The organism is Sulfurimonas sp. HSL3-7, from assembly GCF_039645985.1.
Classification (GTDB): Bacteria; Campylobacterota; Campylobacteria; order Campylobacterales; family Sulfurimonadaceae; genus Sulfonitrofixus; species Sulfonitrofixus jiaomeiensis.
Genome location: NZ_CP147919.1, coordinates 1059330 through 1081797, shown reverse-complemented (window position 1 = coordinate 1081797; position 22468 = coordinate 1059330). Strand labels below are relative to the sequence as shown.

The 22468-nt window shown below is 50.4% G+C and carries 21 protein-coding genes; 10 read left to right on the top strand and 11 right to left on the bottom strand.

What is annotated here, in order from left to right:
- Position 1 precedes the first annotated feature (1 nt).
- On the bottom strand, positions 2 to 658 hold the full coding sequence (locus WCY20_RS05490) for a hypothetical protein (RefSeq protein ID WP_345977640.1): 657 nt from the start codon (positions 656 to 658) through the stop codon (positions 2 to 4).
- A gap of 2 nt (positions 659 to 660) precedes the next feature.
- Positions 661 to 1857 carry an amidohydrolase family protein gene (locus WCY20_RS05485; RefSeq protein WP_345977638.1) on the bottom strand — a complete coding sequence of 399 codons (1197 nt, stop codon included), beginning with the start codon at positions 1855 to 1857 and terminating at the stop codon, positions 661 to 663.
- 52 nt (positions 1858 to 1909) lie between these two features.
- Between WCY20_RS05485 and WCY20_RS05480 the strand changes: the two genes are divergently transcribed.
- The 4 genes from WCY20_RS05480 to WCY20_RS05465 all read left to right on the top strand — a co-directional run bounded on the left by WCY20_RS05480 (position 1910) and on the right by WCY20_RS05465 (position 4877).
- Complete coding sequence (locus WCY20_RS05480) at positions 1910 to 2272, top strand: cytochrome c (RefSeq protein ID WP_345977636.1); 363 nt, start codon at positions 1910 to 1912, stop codon at positions 2270 to 2272.
- Positions 2269 to 3324, top strand: coding sequence for a lipid-A-disaccharide synthase (gene lpxB, locus WCY20_RS05475; protein ID WP_345977635.1), 1056 nt, complete (start codon positions 2269 to 2271; stop codon positions 3322 to 3324). Before WCY20_RS05480 ends, lpxB begins: the two co-directional genes overlap by 4 nt.
- Positions 3308 to 4393, top strand: coding sequence for a DegT/DnrJ/EryC1/StrS family aminotransferase (locus WCY20_RS05470; protein ID WP_345977633.1), 1086 nt, complete (start codon positions 3308 to 3310; stop codon positions 4391 to 4393). The genes lpxB and WCY20_RS05470 overlap by 17 nt, the downstream gene beginning before the upstream one ends.
- Positions 4394 to 4463: 70 nt before the next feature.
- Positions 4464 to 4877, top strand: coding sequence for a hypothetical protein (locus WCY20_RS05465; RefSeq protein ID WP_345977631.1), 414 nt, complete (start codon positions 4464 to 4466; stop codon positions 4875 to 4877).
- A 97-nt stretch (positions 4878 to 4974) separates the two neighbouring features.
- Here the strand turns inward: WCY20_RS05465 and WCY20_RS05460 are convergent, their stop codons facing one another.
- The gene (locus WCY20_RS05460; protein ID WP_345977629.1) at positions 4975 to 5367 is read right to left on the bottom strand and encodes a thioredoxin fold domain-containing protein; all 393 of its coding nucleotides are present in this window, start codon (positions 5365 to 5367) and stop codon (positions 4975 to 4977) included.
- A 3-nt stretch (positions 5368 to 5370) separates the two neighbouring features.
- The gene (dsbD, locus tag WCY20_RS05455; protein WP_345977627.1) at positions 5371 to 7173 is read right to left on the bottom strand and encodes a protein-disulfide reductase DsbD; all 1803 of its coding nucleotides are present in this window, start codon (positions 7171 to 7173) and stop codon (positions 5371 to 5373) included.
- Between the two features lie 232 nt (positions 7174 to 7405).
- On the opposite strand from dsbD, the gene WCY20_RS05450 reads away from it, so the two are divergent.
- Positions 7406 to 9346 (top strand): thioredoxin domain-containing protein, encoded by a 1941-nt coding sequence (locus tag WCY20_RS05450; RefSeq protein WP_345977626.1) that lies wholly within the window; start codon positions 7406 to 7408, stop codon positions 9344 to 9346.
- Positions 9347 to 9444: 98 nt separating this feature from the next.
- Positions 9445 to 10335, top strand: a complete 891-nt coding sequence (ppk2, locus tag WCY20_RS05445; protein ID WP_345977624.1) for a polyphosphate kinase 2 — start codon at positions 9445 to 9447, stop codon at positions 10333 to 10335.
- A 48-nt stretch (positions 10336 to 10383) separates the two neighbouring features.
- Here the strand turns inward: ppk2 and WCY20_RS05440 are convergent, their stop codons facing one another.
- Entirely contained in the window at positions 10384 to 10638 is a 255-nt protein-coding gene (locus WCY20_RS05440) for a hypothetical protein (RefSeq protein ID WP_345977622.1), read from the bottom strand.
- An 11-nt stretch (positions 10639 to 10649) separates the two neighbouring features.
- Positions 10650 to 12122: a threonine synthase gene (thrC, locus tag WCY20_RS05435; RefSeq protein WP_345977621.1), complete on the bottom strand. Its 1473-nt coding sequence runs from the start codon at positions 12120 to 12122 to the stop codon at positions 10650 to 10652.
- Positions 12123 to 12324: 202 nt separating this feature from the next.
- On the opposite strand from thrC, the gene WCY20_RS05430 reads away from it, so the two are divergent.
- Entirely contained in the window at positions 12325 to 12897 is a 573-nt protein-coding gene (locus tag WCY20_RS05430) for a YceI family protein (protein ID WP_345977620.1), read from the top strand.
- Between the two features lie 6 nt (positions 12898 to 12903).
- On the top strand, positions 12904 to 13509 hold the full coding sequence (locus tag WCY20_RS05425; RefSeq protein ID WP_345977619.1) for a TetR/AcrR family transcriptional regulator: 606 nt from the start codon (positions 12904 to 12906) through the stop codon (positions 13507 to 13509).
- Between the two features lie 42 nt (positions 13510 to 13551).
- On the opposite strand, the gene cutA is transcribed toward WCY20_RS05425, so the two are convergent.
- The 5 genes from cutA to WCY20_RS05400 are packed head-to-tail and all read right to left on the bottom strand — an operon-like array spanning position 13552 to position 17569.
- A complete protein-coding gene (gene cutA, locus WCY20_RS05420) occupies positions 13552 to 13872 on the bottom strand; it encodes a divalent-cation tolerance protein CutA (protein ID WP_345977617.1) in 321 nt (106 codons plus the stop codon).
- Between the two features lie 12 nt (positions 13873 to 13884).
- Complete coding sequence (argB, locus tag WCY20_RS05415; RefSeq protein ID WP_345977615.1) at positions 13885 to 14736, bottom strand: acetylglutamate kinase; 852 nt, start codon at positions 14734 to 14736, stop codon at positions 13885 to 13887.
- Positions 14733 to 15644: a tetraacyldisaccharide 4'-kinase gene (locus tag WCY20_RS05410; protein ID WP_345977613.1), complete on the bottom strand. Its 912-nt coding sequence runs from the start codon at positions 15642 to 15644 to the stop codon at positions 14733 to 14735. The genes argB and WCY20_RS05410 overlap by 4 nt, the downstream gene beginning before the upstream one ends.
- Positions 15641 to 16759 (bottom strand): DegT/DnrJ/EryC1/StrS family aminotransferase, encoded by a 1119-nt coding sequence (locus WCY20_RS05405; protein ID WP_345977612.1) that lies wholly within the window; start codon positions 16757 to 16759, stop codon positions 15641 to 15643. Before WCY20_RS05405 ends, WCY20_RS05410 begins: the two co-directional genes overlap by 4 nt.
- A 9-nt stretch (positions 16760 to 16768) precedes the next feature.
- Positions 16769 to 17569 (bottom strand): NAD+ synthase, encoded by an 801-nt coding sequence (locus WCY20_RS05400; RefSeq protein ID WP_345977610.1) that lies wholly within the window; start codon positions 17567 to 17569, stop codon positions 16769 to 16771.
- 284 nt (positions 17570 to 17853) lie between these two features.
- Between WCY20_RS05400 and nifJ the strand changes: the two genes are divergently transcribed.
- Together nifJ and WCY20_RS05390 are read left to right on the top strand one after the other, a co-directional pair.
- Positions 17854 to 21423, top strand: coding sequence for a pyruvate:ferredoxin (flavodoxin) oxidoreductase (gene nifJ / locus WCY20_RS05395; RefSeq protein WP_345977608.1), 3570 nt, complete (start codon positions 17854 to 17856; stop codon positions 21421 to 21423).
- Entirely contained in the window at positions 21423 to 22415 is a 993-nt protein-coding gene (locus WCY20_RS05390) for a dihydroorotate dehydrogenase-like protein (RefSeq protein WP_345977607.1), read from the top strand. The genes nifJ and WCY20_RS05390 overlap by 1 nt, the downstream gene beginning before the upstream one ends.
- Positions 22416 to 22468: the final 53 nt, after the last annotated feature.

Below are 22468 nucleotides of genomic sequence, written 5' to 3'. Positions count from 1 at the left end.
TCTAAGGTTTTAAAGCACCCGTAAATGTCGCGTTCTCAACGATCACCGGATAGAAATAGCCATAACCGAAGTCTTTGTCTTCAGCGACGATCCCTTCAGCAACAATAATCTCCCCCTCTTTTGGCAAGATGCCTTCCGAGGTAAAGACAAGGTCATCCGCATTTTGGAAACGGCTTCCATCCTGAAGGTGCAGCCAGTTGCGTTTCATGATCTGCGCCGACGTCTTGGTCACCCGACCGCGGACACGCACTTTTTCGCCGGCATAACGTTCACGGTTCGCAAAGAGTTCCGCCACGGTGATCGTCCCCGGCTGCTTGTACGCCGACTCCATAATGTCGGGTTGAAGAGAAGGCCTGCCTTGTTCTTTCGGCATCGGATCGGAGGCAAAAAGAATCCTGTCGAAAGTACGGTTGAGTGTCTTGGAGTGAAAGTTCTGCATCCATCCCTGTTCATCGAACTGTATCGTAGAACCCGTTTCAACAGGTCGCTGCGTCATCGCTATCCAGTATGATGCACCCCCCTCCTGCACTTTGACATAGGTGTACCCGCCGCTGTTGAGTGTCTCCACTACTTTGGCAGAGTGCGTTGATGCAAAAAGTTCCAAAGCGAATAGAAGTGCCAAGGCAACGCGTTTCATTCCGAAAAGCTTCATACGCATCTTTATACCTTTAATGGTGAAATCGCACCGAAGAGCGTCTCATCATGGTAGAGCGAATGGCTGTTTTCGACCGTAAAACTCACCTTTGGATCAAAAAGGACAAGATCGGCTTTTTGACCGACACGGATCTCTCCGGCTTCCTGTCCGATGGATTTGGCCGGGTTTTGCACAGCGAGCCGGATAAGCTCCTGGAGATCGATCAGACCGCTTTTGACAAGCTTCGTATAGTAGAGGCTGTAGGCATCTGCCAGTGCTTCACACCCGTAGGCAGCTTCGGCAAAAGCGACCTCTTTGTTCACAGGAGAATTGGGCTGATGCAGGAGTGTCAGGCTCTCTATCTTGCCCGCTTTCAGTGCTTCCTGCAGCGCCAGCATCGCCTCTTTTTGAACAAGGGGCGGATTGAGCTTGGCTGTTGTATTGAAATCCATGCACGCTTCGTCGCAGTGCATGAGGTGGTGCAGACTTACTTCACAGGAGACGTTCACCCCCTCCTCTTTGGCTTTGGAGATCAGCGCAATAGAGCGCGGTGACGCAATGCTTTTAAAGACGATGCTGATCTCGAAGTTACGGGCGATCTCGATCATACGCGCCACATGCACCACTTCGCCGAAGGGAGGGATGCCGACAAGGCCGAGTTTTGTCGCCACCGCACCTTCGACCATCACCCCGACAGAAGAGAGGCTGGTGTCCTGTGCCTTGCAGAAAAGTGTTGTCTTGTGCATCTTTACATATTCCGCGATGCGGCAGGCGGTGTTGTTGCTGACCGCCGTTGTCATATAGGGTGCCATCGCCCCGTTTTTCAGAAGGATGGCGATATTGCTGAGACGTTCGTTCTCATCAACCGTCGCGATGGTGCTCATCAGATCCACACGCCCTTCGCGTTTTTGATGGGCCTGAACAAACTCCAGGACAATGCTGTCATTAATGCTCGGGGTACAATCCGGTGCCAATACAAGACGCGTGACACCGCCCTGCTGTGCCTCTTTCGCCACCTTTTCAAGTGTCGAGGCATTTAGCTGCGCATCTTTAAGGCGGACGTTGGTGTCAACCAGGCCGGGAAGCAGATAGGCCCCCTCGGCATCGATCACCTCGTCGCTTTTCAAGCCGCTGCCGATAGCAACGACCTTCCCCTCTTCTATTAGAACGTCTTCTCTTCGTTCACCATTAACATCACAAATCACGGCATTAGTAATAAGCATCGACTCTCTCTTTTGCTATAATTGGGGTTATTATAACTATGTAAGGCTTAGCTTGAGAATATTGTTACCGATTTTTATCGCTTTTGGTTCACTCTTCGCCTTGTCGGATGACTACAATGCGGGCAAGGTCCTCTATTTTGAAAAGGGGTGCAACGGTTGTCACGGCACGAAGGCCGAAGGGATGACCAACTACCCGGCCCTTGCCAACCGCGCCAAAGGTTTTCTGGCCTACAAGCTCAGACGTTTCCGCTCCGAGATCTCCGACAAACAGATACAGGAGATGATGATCCCCTTTGCAAAAGGGCTCAGCGACAAAGAGATCGATCAGCTGACCACCTTTTTGAACGAGTATGTCGATGAACAGACAGAGCGCTATGATATTGAATTTACAACAGAAGGTGACGGCGGATCATGAAAATATTAGTCTCTGCTTTTGAACACTCGGCAAATATCCATCTTAAAGCCCTTACCAAAGAGTTTAAAGGCGATGTTGAAATGGTCGGCGTTTTTGACGCCTCTTTGGGCAGGCCCATCGTCGATCTGCGCGCACTTGCCATTATGGGCATCGTCGATGCACTCAAAAAACTCCCCTTCTTCCTTGGACTGAGCAAGCAGATGCTCTCCCTTGTCCCCGAAGTCGACAAGATCCTCCTGATCGACTCCAGCGGCTTTAATCTCCCCCTGGCAAAGAAGATCAAGAAAAAGTACCCCGACAAAGAGATCATCTACTATATCCTGCCGCAGGCCTGGGCCTGGAAGAAAAAACGGATCCCGGTGCTGGCCAGGACGATCGACCACCTTGCCTCCATATTGCCGTTCGAGCCGGCCTACTACCCCGAAGGTGCCCCTATCGAATACGTCGGCCATCCCCTTCTTGATGAGATCCTCCGCTTCAAAGAGAAGCGTTCCGTCGGCAACAGGATCGCTTTTATGCCGGGAAGCCGTAAAAGCGAGATAACACGTCTTATGCCCCACTACATCGCCCTGCAAAAAGAGCTCGGCTGCGATGCGACCCTGATCGTGCCCGAACATTTCAAAGAGAACATCGAAGAGCTGTACGGTGATGTCAGCAGCTTTACCATCGCCTACGATGCCCATAAAACGCTCTATGAAAGCGATTTTGCCTTTATCTGCAGCGGTACAGCTACCCTGGAGGCGGTGCTGATCGGCACCCCTTTCATCTTGAGTTACATCGCGAAAAAAGTGGATTTCTTCATCGGGACCAGACTGCTCAATATCGACTATATCGGTCTCGGCAATATCATGTTCGATCAGTTCGAACAGCGTCCTATGCATCCCGAACTGTGGCAGAATGAAGTGACCCTGGCAAATCTTTTGCGGACCTATCGACAGATGGATCAGGAGAAGTTCTTCGAAGATGCGCTGCGTCTGCGCAGTTATCTCAAACACGGCAGCTCCAAGCGTGTTGCGCAAATTATCGAGGGAAGAGATGAAGATCAGATTTAATGCAAAAGAGGCGCAATACAGAGCGCATCAAGAGGGCTTTGACAAACTTCTTGTGCAGAGTGTGCATAATGAGACGTTGATCGGAGCCGAAAATGTTGCCAAGCTCGAAAATGCTCTTGCCCGCTATATCGGTACGGATGAAGCTATCGTCTGCAACAATCAGTTCAACGCCTTCGTCCTGCTTTTAATGGTCCTTGGGTTGAAAGCCGGCGATGAAGTGATCACCTCGCCGCTCGCCTCCGGTATCGCGGTTGAAGCGATCCTTTTTATGGGCGGCAGACCGGTTTTTGTCGATATTGACGAAGCCGGCTATACCATCGATGTGGCACAGATCGAAGATGCAATCACGGAACGCACCAAGATCATCATCCCGGTCTCGCTCTTTGGCCGATGTCCCGAGATGGAGACCATTAACACCCTGGCACTTCAACACGACATCTGTGTCATCGAAGATGCGGCGCAGAGCTTTGGTTCACAATATCAAGGCAGCCGGTCGTGCAATCTTTCCAAACTGGCCACCACCTCTTTCCATCCCGACATGCCGCTCAGCGCGTACGGAAACGGCGCAGCTCTTTTTATTCAAGATGCTGCATTGCGTGCCAAAGCGAGGAAACTGCTCGCACTGGGTAGAGAGAAAAAAGCGTTCACCCATGTCGGTATAGATGCCGCGCTGGATGAGCTCCAGGCCGCTGTTGTCGAGTACAAACTGTCGCTCTTTGATGATGAAACAGATCGTCGCCGATCTATGCATCAGCACTATACGCAGCGGCTCAAAGAGCAGCTCATTACGACACCTCAAACAGATAGCGAAAGCAATTTTGCCTACTATCCCGTCTGCTGTGAAGATCGGGAACTGTTGGCGGATCGGCTTCACAAGGCGGGGATCGAGACCCGTATCCCTTTTCAGAACCCGTTACATCTGCACAAGGCGTTTACGCCGTTGGATTATCGTAAAGGGGACTTTCCAAAAGCCGAAAAAGTGTGCAACATGCTTCTTCTGCTTCCGCTGCATGCCTATATGAGCAAAGATGATCAGGAACAGGTCATTAAAGAAGTTCTAAAAGAGTAATATCGCTGTTTCACACATTTTCCACATTTTTTTCGTATATGATTAATATACTATAAAAAGGTGGTTATTTATGAAAAAAGTTCTTTTTCTGCTCTTTTTGATATCGACACTCCTTAACGCCCAGTCCGATACGGCAAAATCAACGTTCCTTATAGAAAGTGAAAGCATGGATATCGAACACAAGTCGACTTACGGCGTAACAGACAGCTATTCTTTTCTGATTGCAGCGCATCAATTCCAGCCCGATGACGATCTGCTCTTCTATATTGGAACAAAGCTCGGTTTTATCGCAGAGGAGTATACCGCCGAAAACGGGTTCGGCCCCGATACGGAGAGTTTCGGTACGGCTATTGAAGCGAATATAGGTCTGAACTACGCGCTCAAGGATTTTCAGCATATCACGCTCGAAGGCAACCATCTTCAGGATGCGCTGCATCAGCAAAAAGAGAACAAAGTGACGATCGCCTATCAATACGATTTTTAATTAAATAAAAAAATTTATACGCTACTCTTTTTTCACCGTTCTTTTCAAAAGAGAAGAACAGACTGCTGATGCCACGACAGGCGGCGTTTCAGTTTCTCTATTTTTTTAACGACTTTTCAATCTCATCCAAAGAGAGCGCAAACTCTTTCAGGTTCGAAGCCCCGTCCAACCTTTTGATCGTACGCCCGCCGCTCTTTTTAAAATAGAATGTCGGCGTACCGATATAGGTGAGCCCGTGGATATTGTCATCATGCACATCAAGGTAGAGCGGTACGAAGTTCTTCTCGATTCTCTCTGTCAGCTCGTCATCTTCGAAAACAATATTTTCCATATACCAGCAGGCATCACAGTTCTTTCTCGATAGCATGATCATCACACCCTTATGCTCTTTTTCTGCCTGTTCAAACGCCTTGTCATAGCTGCAGGCCCAGTTCGGTTCGCCAAAGAGAGAGAGGGTTCCCAACAATATCAAAGATAAAAACAGTTTCATATTTTACAACCTGTTAAGATGCGCCAGGAATTTTTCAGGCGGTTGGTAGCCGATGATACGTGCGTTTTTGACCTCTTCGCCGTTTTTAAAGAAGAGGATACCCGGAGGGCCGAAAAGGCCGAAACGTTTCGTCAGTGCCTTCTCCTCCGCACTGTTGGCTGTCACGTCAGCCTGGACCAGCACAAACTCCTGCATCTTTGTTCTGACGGCGGCATCGGCAAAGGTGATGTGCTCCATCTCTTTACACGAGCTACACCATGCTGCAGAAAAGTCCAGCATCACTGTTTTGTCTCTGTTGGCATCCAAAATAGCATCAAGTTCTGCACTGCTGTGGATCACCTCAAAGGCATTGCCTTTCTCCTCCACAACCACAACCGCTGAATTGTTTTTTGTGAATTGGTCCAATGGGGTAAACATAGAGGTCGAACCGCTTAATGCACCTGTGAAGAGCAGTGCACCGTAAACCATAAAGAGAACGCCGATCGCTTTCGTCAATGCATGCCATCCACGTTTTCCGGCTTCCAACGGCTCAAGTGCACCCATGTAAACGGCTGAGAACATAAAGAAGATCGCCCAGAGAAGCATGGTGATCGTATCAGGCAGGATACGGCTCAACATCCAGATCGCGATCGCAAGCATGACTGCTCCGAAGGCATGCGTCAACGTGTCCATCCAACCGCCGGGACGCGGCATAAACTTGCCGGCACCTATCCCGATGAGCAATAACGGCAGACCCATACCGATACTCATGACAAACAGAGCCGTACCGCCGAGAACAGCGTTACCGGTCTGACCAATATAGATCAGAGCGCCGGCAAGACCAGGGGCCACACAAGGACCGACGATGAGAGCTGAAAGGAAACCCATAATAGCGACACCGACAAAGCCCCCTTTGTTACTCGCTTCGTCCGAGACAGAAGAGAGTTTGGACTGCCAAGAGGCAGGAAGACCGATCTCGTAAAAGCCGAACATAGAGAGTGCCAATGCAACAAAGACCAAGGCAAAGCCACCAATAGCCCACTCATTTTGCAGCAGGACTTGAAGGTTCTCGCCGAATATACCGGCCAGTACACCGGCTAAAGAGTAGGCGACCGCCATGGCAAGTACATAGACCAATGAGAGGAGGAAACCTCTTTTGGCACTGATACCCTCGCCTTGCGAAACGATGATGGAAGAGAGGATCGGGATCATCGGAAAGATACAAGGCGTCAATGAGAGGACAACGCCGATCCCGAAAAAGACCACCAGTATCGACCAGATGGAACCGCCTTTGAGCGCATCAACGATCGCATCTGTCTCGGATCTTTCAAAGCCATCGTCTTGCGCTGTCTTTTCCGTTAAGAGGCTGCCCGGTTCAATGACCTCTTCAGCGTTCGCTTCGTCAACAAGAGAGGCCGTATCGATCGTAAGTGCGAACTCTTTTGTTGAAGGTTCATAGCAGAGCCCTGCTTCCGAACACCCCTGATATTTCATCACCAGGACGATATTCTCTTGTTCTTTCGCACCGGGACTCTTCGTAAAGTCGATGACTGCTTTGACATCTTCGAGGTAAACCCGTTCTCCCTCATGGTCAACGGCTTCATTGCTCACATCAACCGTTTTGATATGGATCGGGGATTCGCCTTTGATCTCAAAACCGAACTGATCTTTGTAGATATAGATCTGGTCGCCTAACTTCAAGGTTGCATCAACACGGCTGCCGTTTACTGTTTCAGCAGAAGGAATAAACGCTTCATCCGGCATCAGGAACCTGGTCTCAGCAAAAAGAGCGGTCACTATAAACAGCAGTGCTACTATTTTCTTCATATCTTTCCTTTGTTTACTTCATTTGCCGTTTCACATTCTTATAACTACAAAAAACGCTAAATATAAGGCTGTCACTCTCTGTTTTGCGACACAAACATATAAATCTGCAAATAGGGTCACACATCATAATAAATATGCACTGGTATTTTACCAAACTCTCATAAGTATACGAACTATTTAAGTAAGCCATTACCCATTTTGGATATATTTTTATAAAACTTAGGACATATTGATGGCAAACCTTCTCCAATACGAAGACTCTCCTTACCTTCAACAGCACAAGGACAATCCCGTTAATTGGTACCCTTGGTGTGATGAAGCCTTTGAAAAAGCGAAAAACGAAAACAAAGCGATCTTCATCTCCATCGGTTACAGCTCCTGCCACTGGTGCCATGTGATGGAGCACGAGGTCTTTGAAAACGAAGCGATCGCCGCCTATCTCAATGAACACTTTGTCAGCATCAAGGTCGACAAAGAGGAGCGTCCCGACATCGACAAGCACTACCAGGAGGTCCATATGCTCCTCAACCGCCGCGCCGGCGGCTGGCCGACATCCATCTTTGCCACCCCGCAGAACAAAGCCTTTTATGCCGCTACCTATATTCCGCCGCAGCCGCAGCCGCAGATGATGGGGTTTATGCAGCTTATCGAGATCATCGCGCCGAAGATCGCTGAAAATGACGAGAAGCTCTTTCAGAATGCCGACGAGATAGAGTCCTACCTCCGCCCTGCAGACAAACCGACAGAAGCGACCAGGCTGCAGCTGCATATCGTCGATACTTTTGTCAAACAGGCCGGCCACAATTACGAAAAAGCCTACGGCGGCTTTTCGGTCTCGCCGAAGTTCCCGCACACCTCAACGCTTACCGCCCTGCTCCATATCGCCGGTGTCAATGGGTATGACGAGGCAAGAGAGATGGTCCGTCATACCCTCGAGCAGATGCAGCTCGGCGGGATGTACGACCTGGTCGAGGGCGGCTTCTGCCGGTACTCCACCGATGAGAGATGGCTGGTGCCGCATTTTGAGAAGATGACCTATGACAACGGGCTTTTGATCGAGCTCTATGCCAAAGCATCGCAACAGCTCGATGACAGCCGTTTTTTGACCACGGCCAAAGAGAGTGCGGATTTCATGCTGGATAAGATGGCGGAAGACCATCTCTTCTACTCTGCAAGCGATGCCGACACCGAAGGCGAAGAGGGGAAATACTTTGTCTATGATTACGAAGAGGTCGTCGCTCTGTTGAATAGCAATGACTTCCATCAAGAGCAGATCGATACGATCACCGAAACACTCTCCGTTTCGGCTGATGGAAATTTTGAGGGGCGTAATGTCATCCAGCTGACACAAGGTGAACGTCCCGAATGGTTTTCCGAGGTGATGGCCCTTCTCCGCTCTTTGCGTCAGGAACGGACCTACCCCTTCATCGACAAAAAGGTGCAGGTCTCCTGGAATGCAATGATGATCTCGGCACTCTTCACTCTGGGCGACCTTGACCGTTCCTATAGAGATGCTGCCGTCAAGCATCTTGAGAGAGTGCTGGAGACGATGATGATAGGGGGGAGACTCTATCACTCAGCGCTTATTCACAAACAGCCCAAGGTCGAAGCCTTTTTGGAAGATTACGCCTACCTGGGACGGGCCCTGATGAAGGGCTATGAGTCCACTTTTGACGAACGCTACCTCGTTCTCGCCCAGCAACTTGCCAACACCGCCTTGGGCAACTACTATGAAGAGGGACACTGGTACTTTTCCAAAGGCGAATTTGTCACCGAAGCCGACATTGGAGACAGCTCCTATCCCGGATCCGTCGGCGTCATGGTCGATCTGCTGTTGAGCCTCGGTACGCTGATCGATCCAAAATACCGCCACTTTGCCTTTAAGACGCTCGAGTACTATTCGCAGAAGCTTGCCAAAACGCCGATCTATTTTCCCTACATGCTTGATCAGGCCTTCCGCTACCAGAAAGAGGACCGCATCATCAAAGCCCCGGCCGCTCTTCTGACAGAAAGTACACCACTTTTGTCACAGGTGGACTACCCCTACACAAAGCGCTATGCAAGCAGTGAATCCGAAGGGTTTATGGTCTGCGGCCTGCAGAGCTGCTTTGCCAACTGCCGTGATGCAGAGCAGATCAACGGTCTGATCCGGGACTCCCTCCAGGCACCTTAAAGGGCGTTTCTCCCCCTTCTCTCCCTTCGGCAGTGTTTTACAAAGCTTTAACGCTATAGGGATTATAATAGAACTCTATTCACGGAGAAAGGGATTTTATGGCAACAACAAATAAAGGTGCCGAAGCCGATCCGAAAGAAAAAGAGCACTTTGCACAAGTGCGGCACGAAAAAGAGAGTACGAGAGTACCTGTCTGGATCAAAAAAGAGACCCTCGAATATCAGAAAGAGCTGCGAAGACTGCAGATCGAGCTGCTGAAACTTCAGAACCATGTCAAAGAGAAAGGGCTTAAACTGCTGCTGATCTTTGAAGGGCGAGATGCCGCAGGCAAAGGCGGTACCATCAAACGAATTACCGAACATCTCAACCCCCGAGGTGCCCGTGTCATTGCCCTGGAAAAACCCTCCGATACCGAAAAGACGCAGTGGTATTTTCAACGCTACACCCATTACCTGCCGAGCGCCGGGGAGATCGTCTTTCTTGATCGTTCGTGGTATAACCGCGCCGGTGTCGAACCCGTGATGGGTTTCTGTACCCAGGAGGAGCATAAAGAGTTCCTGCATGAGGTGCCGGAGTACGAGCGCATGCTGGTCAATTCCGGCACGATACTTTTGAAGTTCTACTTTTCCGTCTCAAAGGAAGAGCAGGAGTGCCGTTTCCGCAAACGCAAAAGCGACCCCCTGAAGCAGTATAAGCTCTCGCCGGTAGACGAGAAGTCACAAAACATGTGGGATCAGTACACCATCGCCAAATATTCGATGCTCCTCGCTTCGCATACCGATCATGCACCCTGGACGGTTATCCGTTCCGACAAAAAAAAGAAGGCCCGCATCAACTGCATCAAGCACATTCTTTCTCAGATCGAGTATCCAGACAGGATCAAAAAGTCGAGGCGCAGAACCGACAAAGAGATCCTGATCAGCGGCAGCCAGGAGATCAAAAACATGGAGAAAAACATGTCACTGAAGAAACGTGACACCATAGAGTAAGTGCTGTTACCGGACCTTGACATCCTTAAGCAGCGATGTCAAGGTTTGTTACGCCGTAAGCGGGATGTTGTGGTCTTTCGCCACTTCGGTAAGAAGGTCGCCCATCTTTTTGGCAGCCGCGATCATCTCTTCGTCGCTGTGCTCTTCGAGGATCATGCGCGAGATCGCCGGTAGCACGTCGATGTAGAGTGCACGTGCCTCGTCATATACCATTTTCCCCTCTTTGATATTGTTCCCGGTACTGTGCAGCACCATCGCAAGCCCCAGAAAGAGCTCTTTTGCATCCAATTCAACATCTTTCATCGCTCAGCTCCTTATAAAAATGCCAGGATCTCTTGTTCGATATCCTCTTTTTCGATGACCGTATCTTGTGCGATTTCTTTATCAAAAAGCTCGTTTATCATTGCAGGGATCTCGATATCGGCTTTTTTGGCAATCGATTTGAGAGCATCGATGTCACGGGTATCGATTTCGCCTGTCAGTGCATTGGCGATCGTCGGTGAGAACTTCGTCCACTCCGCAGTCGAATAGATGATGCTCTTTAGCGGCTTCTCGCTGCAGGTCTCATACGCCTTGAAACAGGTCGCCGTATGCGGATCCATCAGATAGCCGTGCTCTTCAAAAGCTTTTTTGATATAGGCCTTGCCTTCGTCCCCGGTACAGTAATCGGCCACGAAAAGCTCCTGCAGCTTCGAGAGTTCTTCCGCACCAAGCTGGTAGTACTTCTCACTGTCGAGTTTTGCCATCAGCTCTTTTGTACGTTCAGCCCCAAAAAGGTCATAGAGCACACGTTCGACATTCGATGATTTTAGAATATCCATCGCAGGCGACGTCGTCGCGATCAGCTCTTTGTTGCGCATGTCGTACAGGCCTGTTTTGATCAGCTGGGTCAGAACATTGTTCTCGTTGGACGAGACGACAAGCTTCTCGACAGGAAGCCCCATCTTCTGCGCATAGAAAGCACCGAGAACATTACCGAAGTTACCGCTTGGCACATTCAGGTAGACCTTTTCGCCCATCGCAACAGCCTCTTGACGTACCAGCTCAAGATAGGAGTGGATGTGGTAGATGATCTGAAAGATGATACGGCCGAAATTCACCGAGTTGGCGGCAGAAAGGGAGATGTTCTTCTTTTGCAGGGCCTCTTTGAAGGTCTCGGAAGCCAAAAGGTGTTTTAATGCCGACTGGGCATCATCAAAGTTGCCTTTGATCCCGATAACTTTAAGATTTTCAGCCTCCTCCGTTACCATCTGCAGACGCTGAACATCTGACGTTCCGCCGTCCGGGTAGAGACAGGCGACCTGGACTTTGTCGCGGTTTTTAAACGTCTCAAGTGCAGCCGGGCCGGTGTCACCGCTTGTCGCTGCCAGGATGAGATAGTTTTCATCACGTTTCTGCGCAATCGCCGAAAGCACCTTTCCGAAAGGCTGCAGTGCCATATCTTTAAAAGCACGGGTCGGTCCGTGATAGAGCTCACTCACGTACAGGTCATCTTTCACTTTTACAACCGGTACAGGGTTGGATGCATCATCAAACTTGTCATAAAGAGAGAGTGCCTCATCGAGCACGCTCTCTTCAATATCAATTTCAAATGCCAGGAGCATATCTTTCGCAATTGTCTTATAATCGCTCTTGAGATGTTTCGCCAAGAATGCCTGACCGAGTTGAGGCAGTGTTTCCGGGACATAAAGCCCGCCGAAAGAGGCGATCGGGCTTAAGATAGCCTCTGAAAACGTTACCGATGTTGGATGCTGACCATCATTACCGCGCGTTTCAATAAAGTTCATAAATAACCTTCTTAAAATAGTGGCGCGATTATAACAAAATCGTGATTACAAAAAAGTTTGATTCGTCAAAGGTATCGGACAAAACGCCGTATGGCGATGCATTAGCGCTTCAGATCATTTATTATCAAACTTTAGAGCAATTGCTCTTGACATATTTAGTGTAATTACACTATACTGTTTCAAATCACATAAAAGGACCATCATGAAAATGATCACCGTAATCGCAATAAGTTCACTGCTTACCGCAGCTTCGCTCTTCGGAGCCGATTTTTCAGTCGACAAAGCACACACCAATATCGGGTTTAAAGTCCGCCATATGATGGTGAGCAACACCCAGGGCAGTTTCGACGACTTCAGCGGGAGCTTCTCCTATGATCCGAAAACCCGTCAACTGACGGCTCTTGAGGGGAAGGTCACTGTCGCTTCGGTCAATACCGATGAAGCCAAACGTGACGACCACCTGCGCAGTCCGGATTTTTTCGACGCTGAAAAATACCCGGCTATGACGATGAAATTTGTCAAACAGGAGGGTGATAAAGTCACCGTTGCATTAACAATTAAAGATGTCACGAAAAACGTCGTTTTGGAGATGGATGATGCGTCGGATGCGATCAAAGACCCGTGGGGCAATACCCGCGTCGGTTTTTCACTAGAAGGAAAGATCAACCGTCAGGAGTTCAATATCACATTCTCCAAACTGATGGAAACCGGCGGTCTCGTTGTCGGCGATGATGTCAAACTGCAGCTGGAGATCGAAGGCATTCAGGCCAAGTAGTCCCGGATGTCAACAAAGCAGAAAATCCTTGACAGTGCCCTGGAACTCTTCAATGCGACCAACACCCAGGCTGCCACGACAAATCACATCGCCAAGGCGATGGGGATCAGTCCCGGCAACCTTCACTACCATTATAAAAACCGTGAAGCAATCATACTAAAGCTGTATGAACAGATGCTTGAGGAGAGCACCCTGCTTGTCCAGGACCTTCCAAAAGATATTGTCGAGCTTTTCGAACATCAGAAAGTGATGAGCAGGATACTGTGGAGATACCGCTTTTTCTACCGGGAACTGCTTTTCCTGCTCTCGAGAGACCCCGCTTTGAAAGAACGGTACATCAAAGACAATATTGCCCACAGGGAACGTATTCGCATCACCTTCGGTAATCTTGTTGAACACGGTGACTTGAACATTCCCTACGACAATATCCTTGAGCAACTGACGGATACCATCATGCTGGTACTCGAATTCTGGAACCCGATGGTCGAGACCCTGGGCAAAGATATAAATGAAGAGAGTTTTGAAGATGCCACAACCCATATAAGGGGAGCGATGCGCCCGTATCTTACGAAACAGGCGCTTGATGCGTTAAAGGTCTTTAAGGACAGTTGATGTTGTCGGCTGTTTGTCAGCGATACAACTGATGCCGCGCCTTTATTTCAAGGCTTTCTTCGCCCACTTGATGTAACTCTTAACCCCTTTGACCACAGGCAGCGCAATGATCTCGGGAATCTCGTAAGGATGCAGCGACACAATCCTTTTCTCGACGGCATCATAATGCGTTTTATCGGTCTTGATCAGAAGCAGAAACTCCTCATCTTCACAGAACTCCCCTTCATAAATGTAAAAAGAGCTTACTTTCGGCAAAACAGTGACGCAGGCGCAAAGCTTCTCTTCAACCAGCTTTCTGGCGATCTGTTTCGCCGTCTTTTTGGAAGGGACGCTGCACTGGATCTGAATAAGCGGCATTTTCATCGTTGCGCTCTTTTAGAGTGTGATCTCGGTTCCAACACCCTCGGCGGTAAAGAGCTCGAGCAGCATCGCATGCTCGATGCGCCCGTCGATGATGTGGGCTTTTTTGACACCCCCGTCGATCGCATCCAGACACGCATCGACTTTCGGCACCATGCCCCCGTGTATCGTACCGTCCGCTTTGAGCGCTTCGACCTCCTCTTCCGTCAATGAAGCAAGAAGTTCCATCCTTTTGTCAAGGACACCGGCCGTATCGGTCATAAAGATGACTTTGTTCGCACCGATCGCTTCAGCGATCTTCGCAGCAGCCAGGTCGGCATTGATGTTGTAGCCCGGATGCCCCATCTCTTCTCCCGATGCTATCGGGGCGATGACAGGAATAAACTTCTCGCGGATCATCTTGTGGATCACATCGGCGTTGACCTTCGTGATGGTTCCGGTCAACCCCCACTTCGCATGCTCTTTAGGCTCCGCACGGATAAAATGCGCATCTTTACCGTTAAGACCGATCGCTTTGGCACCATGCGAGTTCAGAAGCGAAACGATCTCGTTATTGATCTCGCCGCAAAGTACCATCTCGACAATACGCATCACCTCAGGCGTTGTAATACGCTGCCCGTCGACAAACTCGGTGGGGATATCAAGTTTGCCCAGCATATCGGTGATTCTCGGACCACCCCCATGAACAACAACCGGTCGCAGCCCCACAAGGTACATCAGCAAGATGTCTTGCGCAAATTTCTCTTTTAATTCAGGTGAAGTCTGCGCTGAACCGCCATACTTGATGACCACGATCTGTTCACTAAACTCTTTGATAAACGGTAGCGCCTCTAAGAGAATCTGGACCTTGCTTGTTTTTGTTTTCATTGCTGCTCACTTATATAGGTATCCACGGCTCGGGTAAAATCGTCACTGAGTTCCAGACTGAGTTCCATCAGGCTGACCGGAAGATCGAATTTGCGAATTTTAACGTAATCTTTTAAAGTCACCAATAAACTTTGTGCACCGGTACGTTCGAGTACCGACTCGAGTTCCTTCTTGGTAAAATAGTGGTGATCTTCGAAATAGATCTTGTCGGCCACATCGGGCAGATAGGGGTCAAGACGCTCTGCTCTGGCTATTGCCGTAACCAATACCATCTTTTCAGACGCATCGATCAAAGCGACTTTTCGTCTGAACTCCCGGTTCTCCTTGATCATCAACGCTTTTTTACCCCGCCACAGCCGCTCCCGGTATGGGCCTGCAGGCAGACAGAAGTTGTTTTTCGTCTCTACTTCTATGAGGATATCGAGCTTTTTGATCTGATGCTTATTGTAGCCGTCATCCAAAAAAAGGCATTGACACCCCATTTCTTTGGCTTTTTCGATGGCACTCTCGCGCTTTTCACTGACGATTACGACCGCACGGGGGAGGACCGTGGCATAGAGCATCGCTTCATCGCCGCTTTCATCCACATCGACCAGGATCTTTTTACCGTCGGAGACAAGGACGAGCCCCCGACTTTTACGCCCATAGCCTCGCAGAACAACGGCGACCTTGTCATAACGTGCAGCCAACGCGGTAACGATCGGTGTTTTGCCGCTGCCGCCTACGGTCAGATTGCCGACACTGATGATGGGCAGTTTAAAATCACGGGGACGCTCCATCCTGTAGCGCAGGTTGACAACGCCACAATAGAGCAGGCTTAAAGGCCACAGTAACAATGACAAAAGTCTTTGCATGGGGCCGGGCGCGTAAAAATAGCGTTCACCCCACAGGATCAGCCCTTGTTTCAAACGCGTGTTTTGGCGATCTCTTTGATCGAATCACAGATATAATCGACCTCTTTATCCGTCAATGCCGCGTAGATAGGCAGAGAAAGCACCGTCTGGTAATTGCGCAGGGCCACCGGAAAATCGTTAATACGAAGCATGTATTTGGTTTTGTAGTAGCTTAAAAGATGCAAGGGGATGTAGTGCAGCCCGGTATCGATCCCTTTTTTCTCAAGTTCACGGGCAAATGAATCACGGTTTTTGTCGATCTTGATGATGTAGTTCGTATAGGCGTGATCCTCTTTTGCTTCCGGGATCGTGATGTGCGCAACCCCTTTCAGTTTTTGGGTGAATTTTGCAGCGATCTCCTGCTGACGGGCGATGGTCTGATCCTGGCGAGAGAGCTGTACGTCGATAAACGCGGCATCAAGGTCGCTCATCGTGTACTTATTACCGACATCCGTGACATCATAGATATACTCCAGGCTGTCCTCATCCGTGACAAGCGCATGGTTGCGCAGCAGTTTGGCACGGGCCATAATATCTTCATCTTCGGTGACCAGCATACCGCCCTGGCAGATATTTCTTTTAAGGTGCTGTGAGAAACTAAAGCAGGTGATGGTAGCCCCGGTAGAGCCTATTTTCTGACCTCTATAGGTTCCGCCGAGTGCATCTGAAGCATCTTCGATGATCTTGATGTTATAGATTTTGGCGATGTTGTAGAGACGTTCAAGATCCATCGGCTGTCCCGCGATGTGTGAGACGATGACCGCTTTTAGCTTTTTGGACTGGTTATCTTCAAGATAGTTCTCCAGCTTGTCCAGATCGATGTTGAAGGTCTCTTCATCAATATCAATAAAACCGGGTTCAGCATCGAAATGACGGACCACTTCCGGAACTGCAGGATAAGCGTTGACCGAACAAAGTACCTTGTCGCCGCGTTTCAGGTCAATTGCCAGCATCGCAAGATGCAGCGCACCCGTTCCGCTTGATGTCGATACCGCATAAGAGGCACCGATATATTTTTCGAAATTTGCTTCCAGGTCTTCAACTGCGTAATATGCATTACCCTGAAGCACATCCATGACACGCTGCTGCTCTTTCTTGCCGATATCGATTTTGTAGAATGGAACTTGCATTTGTTTTCCTTATAGTGTTATATCACGGGGATAGTTGAAATCATGGTTGATCGTACGTGATGTCAGTTTTGCGATCACCGGCATCTTGCGCTTGAACTGGTTACGGTAGATCCGTGTGATGATCAGATCAATCAGTTTAGGGTCATACCCGTTGTCAAGCAGCATCTCTTTTGTCCTGCGTTCTTCAACATAAGCACGCAGGACAGCATCCAGTTCGGCGTAGCTGTAACCCAGCTCCTCCTCATCACTCTGTCCTGCCCAAAGATCGGCAGAAGGGGGTTTGTTCACAATAGAATCAGGAACGCCCAAATAACGGGCCAGTTCAAAAACCTCGCTTTTGTACAGATCGCCAATCGGGTTGACCGCAGAGGCCAGATCCCCAAAAAGGGTGCCGTAACCCAGCATCAATTCACTTTTATTGCTTGTACCCAGGACCAGGGCACCTTCATCAGCCGAAACATCGAAAAGTGTTGCCATTCGCATTCGCGCCGAGAAGTTCCCCTTGCGCAGATTACTCATCGTATCGTTTTCATAGGCTTTTAGAAGCGGTGAGATGTCACACGTGACGGCACGCATGCCGAACTTTGCGATCAGCTCATCGGCATCGTCCAGCGAACTTTGCGATGAATAGTGCGAGGGCATCTTGACACAGAGTAGATTGTCGCCAAAAGCCTTGTGTGCCAGCACGGCTACAACGGCAGAGTCTATCCCTCCGCTCAAGCCCAGTACAACACTGTCCAGACCGGTCTTGCGGACTTCATCATCGAGGAACCGGACAAGATAATCCGTGATCATTGCATATTTACTCATGCGGCAGCAACCTTAAATCGAAACTTAATTAATTATATTATATCTAACTTCAATTATTAATTTGTTTACAAATATATAAATAAAAACTATTTTTTGTGCCAATTTTACGACAATAGATACCTGCCTCACACTTTTTCGCTGTCTTTGATCAATAAAGGAGAAAACGTAATAGATGTGGCTTGGAGTGGGTAATATTTTGTCATATTTAGGCACAAAAAAACTTTTCGTAGTATTATAATATTACGATAAATTTTCATACTCTGATATGATCCAAAGAGAAGCCTATGTCAAAGAACTACATCACTATCGACGGAAACGAAGCGGTTGCACGCGTTGCCCACAAGATCAACGAGGTCATTGCCATCTACCCGATCACCCCCTCCTCCCCAATGGCCGAGCTCAGTGACATCTACTCCACCCGCGGAGAAAAAAATATCTTCGGCGCCCTGCCTGAGATCATGGAGATGCAGAGTGAAGGCGGGGCAAGCGGGGCCGTGCACGGCGCCTTGCAGACAGGGGCGCTTACGACGACCTTTACCTCGTCTCAGGGGCTGTTGCTCATGATCCCGAACATGTACAAAATTGCGGGAGAGCTCACCCCGACGGTTTTTCATGTCGCAGCCCGTTCGATCGCGGCCCAGGCCCTCTCTATCTTCGGCGATCACAGTGATGTGATGGCGGTGCGCCAGACCGGTTTTGTTCTCTACGCCTCCAATTCCGTCCAGGAAGCCCATGATGCCGCGCTGATCGCCCAGGCGGCCGCGTTGAAGGCACGACTCCCCTTTCTCCATTTTTTCGACGGTTTTCGCACCTCGCACGAGGTTAGCAAGATAGAGCTGCTCAGCGAAGAGGTCTTGAAAGCGATGATCGATGAGGAGCTGGTCTATGCCCACCGCTCCCGCGCACTCTCTCCGGACAATCCATTTGTCCGCGGTACCTCGCAGAATCCCGATGTCTATTTTCAGGGGCGCGAAAGTGTCAACAGTTATTACCTAGCCCTCCCCGCAATTCTGCAGGAGAGCATGGACCGTTTCGCCGAACTCACCGGCAGAGCCTACAAACTGTATGACTATGTCGGTGCAGCAGATGCGGAACGCATCATTATCCTGATGGGATCGGGTGCCGAAGCCGCGCATGAGACTGTCAACTATCTGAGTGCACAGGGCGAGAAGGTCGGCGTCATCAAGGTCCGGCTCTATCGGCCTTTCTCCGTCGAACATTTTGTTGCGGCACTGCCGAAAACAACAAAAGCCATCGCCGTACTTGACCGCACCAAGGAGCCGGGATCACTGGGTGAACCCCTCTACCTCGATATTGTGAGCGCCCTGAACGAACTCCGTGAAAAAGAGATGCTCGGATTTGAGATGCCGCGGATCATCGGCGGACGTTACGGCCTCTCATCCAAAGAGTTTACCCCGGCCATGATCAAGGCCGTCTTCGACGAACTGCGCAAAGACCGGCCGAAAAACCACTTTACGATCGGTATAAATGATGACCGCACCCACACCTCGCTGGAGTGGGACCCCTCTTTTTCCATCGCAGACGAGGAGACATTCAGCGGTATCTTTTTCGGTCTGGGTTCCGACGGGACCGTCGGCGCCAACAAAAACTCCATCAAGATCATCGGCGAAGAGACGCCCAATTACGCCCAGGGCTACTTTGTCTACGACTCGAACAAATCAGGGTCCATGACCACCTCCCACCTGCGTTTCGGCCCCAAACGCATTCACGCCACCTACCTGATCGATAAAGCCGGTTTTGTCGCCTGCCACCAAAGCGTCTTTCTGGAGAAGTTCGATATTTTGAAACATGCCGAAGAGGGGGCCATCTTTCTGCTGAACTCCCCTTTCAGCAGAGAGATCGTCTTCTCCAAACTGCCGCGGAATGTCCAAAACGAACTGATCGAGAAGAAGGTCCGTTTTTTCGTTATTGATGCCGCTGCCGTTGCTAAAAAAAGCGGTATGGGACGCCGTATCAACACCGTTATGCAGACCTGTTTCTTCGCGATATCCGGTATTTTAGAACGCGATGAAGCGATCGCCAAGATCAAAGGCAGCATCCAGAAAAGCTACGGGAAGAAGGGGCGTCAGATCGTCGAAATGAACAATGCGGCGGTCGACAACACCCTTGCCAATCTCTTTGAGGTCCCCCTTCCCGCCTCTGTCCAGGGGGATATGCCTATGACGCCGATGGTCAAAGGGGATTTTGACCGGTTTGTCGAAGAGATCACGGCAAGGATCATCGCCGGAGAGGGCGACAAGATCCCGGTTTCCGACATGCCCGATGACGGCACCTGGCCCAGCGGCACCACACAGTATCAAAAGCGCAATATCGCCCTGGAAGTACCGGTATGGGACCCGGATGTCTGTATTCAGTGCAATAAATGTGTCCTTGTCTGTCCCCACGCCGCGATCCGCTCCAAGGTGGTCGATGAGGCGATTCTCGCAGACGCACCCGACATCTTCGCTTATGTAGGCGCCAAAGGCAAGAGTTTTGAACCGCAGGAGCAGTTCACTCTCCAGGTCGCCGTTGAAGACTGCACCGGCTGCAGCCTCTGTGTGGAGGTCTGTCCCGCGAAAAACAAATCACAAAGCAATCGCAAGGCCATCAATATGGCGCCGCAGGAGCCCCTTCGCACCGCCGGCGCACAGAACTGGGACTATTTTATGAACCTTCCTGCTTATGACAGGAACAAGCTTGAGCATGAAAAGGTCAAGGAGTCCCAGCTCCTCGAACCGCTTTTTGAATTCTCCGGCGCCTGTGCGGGCTGCGGCGAAACCCCCTATATCAAACTGGCGTCCCAGCTCTTCGGCGACCGCATGGTCATCGCCAATGCGACCGGCTGTTCCTCCATCTACGGCGGAAACCTCCCGACCACCCCGTGGAAGAAGAACAGCGAGGGCCGCGGGCCGGCCTGGTCCAACTCGCTGTTTGAGGACAATGCCGAATTCGGCCTGGGGTTCAGGCTGGCCATCGACAAGCACACCCATACGGCCCGCGAACTCCTAACAGGACTCAAAGGTGAGATCGGCGAAGAGCTGGCGGAGAATATTCTCGCCTCGAAACAGGAAGATGAAGCAGAGATCTTTGAACAGCGGGACCGTATTGAAGAACTTAAAAAAGTTCTACAATCCCTTAAAGGGACTGAAGCGCAGCGTCTCAGCAAGCTCAGCGATTATCTGGTGAAAAAATCGGTCTGGATGATCGGGGGTGACGGCTGGGCGTATGACATCGGCTACGGCGGTCTGGACCATGTACTCGCGAGCGGCAAGAACGTCAATATTCTCGTGCTCGACACCCAGGTCTATTCCAACACCGGCGGACAGCAGTCCAAAGCGACCATGACCGGTGCGGTCGCGAAATTCGCCGCCGGCGGAAAAGCACAGGTCCCCAAAGACCTGGCCATGATGGCAATCGCCTACGGCAATGTCTACGTCGCGCGGGTGGCCATGGGTGCAAGCGATGCCCAGACCATCAAAGCCTTTGTCGAGGCGGAACGCTATGACGGCCCTTCGATCATCATCGCCTATTCCCACTGTGTGGCACACGGCTACGACCTCCGCTACGGAATGGAGCATCAGAAACTCGCCGTGGACTCCGGTCTGTGGGCGACCTTCCGTTACAACCCCGACCTTGAGAAAGAGGGCAAGAACCCGATGCAGCTTGACTACAAAGGTCCCAAGATCGATGTGAAAAACTATATGTATCAGGAGAGCCGCTTCAAGATGGTCGAAAAGATGAATGCCGGTAACGCGAAAGCGTATCTGGAGACGGCGCGGTCGCATGCCGAAGAGATGTACAAGCGCTATCAGAATCTGGCACAAATGTCATACAAAGACGAGGGAGAAGTATAATGGACATCACAACAACATACATGGGACTTTCCCTGAAAAATCCGATTATCGTCGGGGCCTCGCCCCTCACTGCCTCGTTCGACTCGATCAAAAAGCTCGAAGAGAGCGGCGCCGCAGCGGTCGTTCTGCACTCCATCTTTGAGGAGCAGATCAACCATGAAGCACATGAACTGGACTATTTTCTCTTTAAAGGGAGCGAAAGCTACGCCGAAGCCCTGGGGTATTTTCCGGAAGTTGCACTGAGCAATATCGAATCGGACCACTACCTTGATGAGATACGTCACCTCAAGGAGAACGTCTCTATTCCGATCATCGCTTCACTCAACGGTGTTTCCAAAGGGGGCTGGATCAATTATGCCAGAAAGCTCGAGCAGGCCGGCGCCGACGCGCTTGAGCTCAACATCACCTATATTCCGACCGATGCCGATGTCGACGCACGAGCGGTCGAACAGCTCTACATCGATGCGCTCAGTGCCGTCAAGGCCAATGTTGCCATTCCCGTCAGTGTCAAAATGAACGCGGTGTTCTCTGCTCCCGCGCAGATGGCCGCCAGACTTGTCGATGCCGGAGCAGAGGCGCTAGTGCTGTTTGACCGCCCGGTCCATGTCGACATCGACCTCGAAAACCTCAATGCCCTGCAGGTGATCAGGCCAAGCAGCTCCCGGGACCTGAGCGAGACACTGCGCTGGTCCGCCATTCTCTACAAAAAAGTCAATGCCTCGCTCTGCGCCTCAACCGGCATTCACACCCATGAGGATATACTCAAAGCGATGATGAGCGGTGCCGATGCCGTGCAGATGGTGAGCAGCCTGCTCAAGCTCGGCGAGGGGCATATCGCCACTGTTTTAGATAACCTGACCGCCTGGATGGCGTTGAAAGAGTATGAGTCGATAGAACAGATGAAGGGAAGTATCTCCCTCGCCCATACCGCCAATCCTGCCGCCTATCAGCGCGCAAACTATATGCGTCTTCTTACCGATTATCGCTATTAAGCGGTATCTTCTGATCGTTACGATGCAATACCTGCTATACTACCTGCACACAG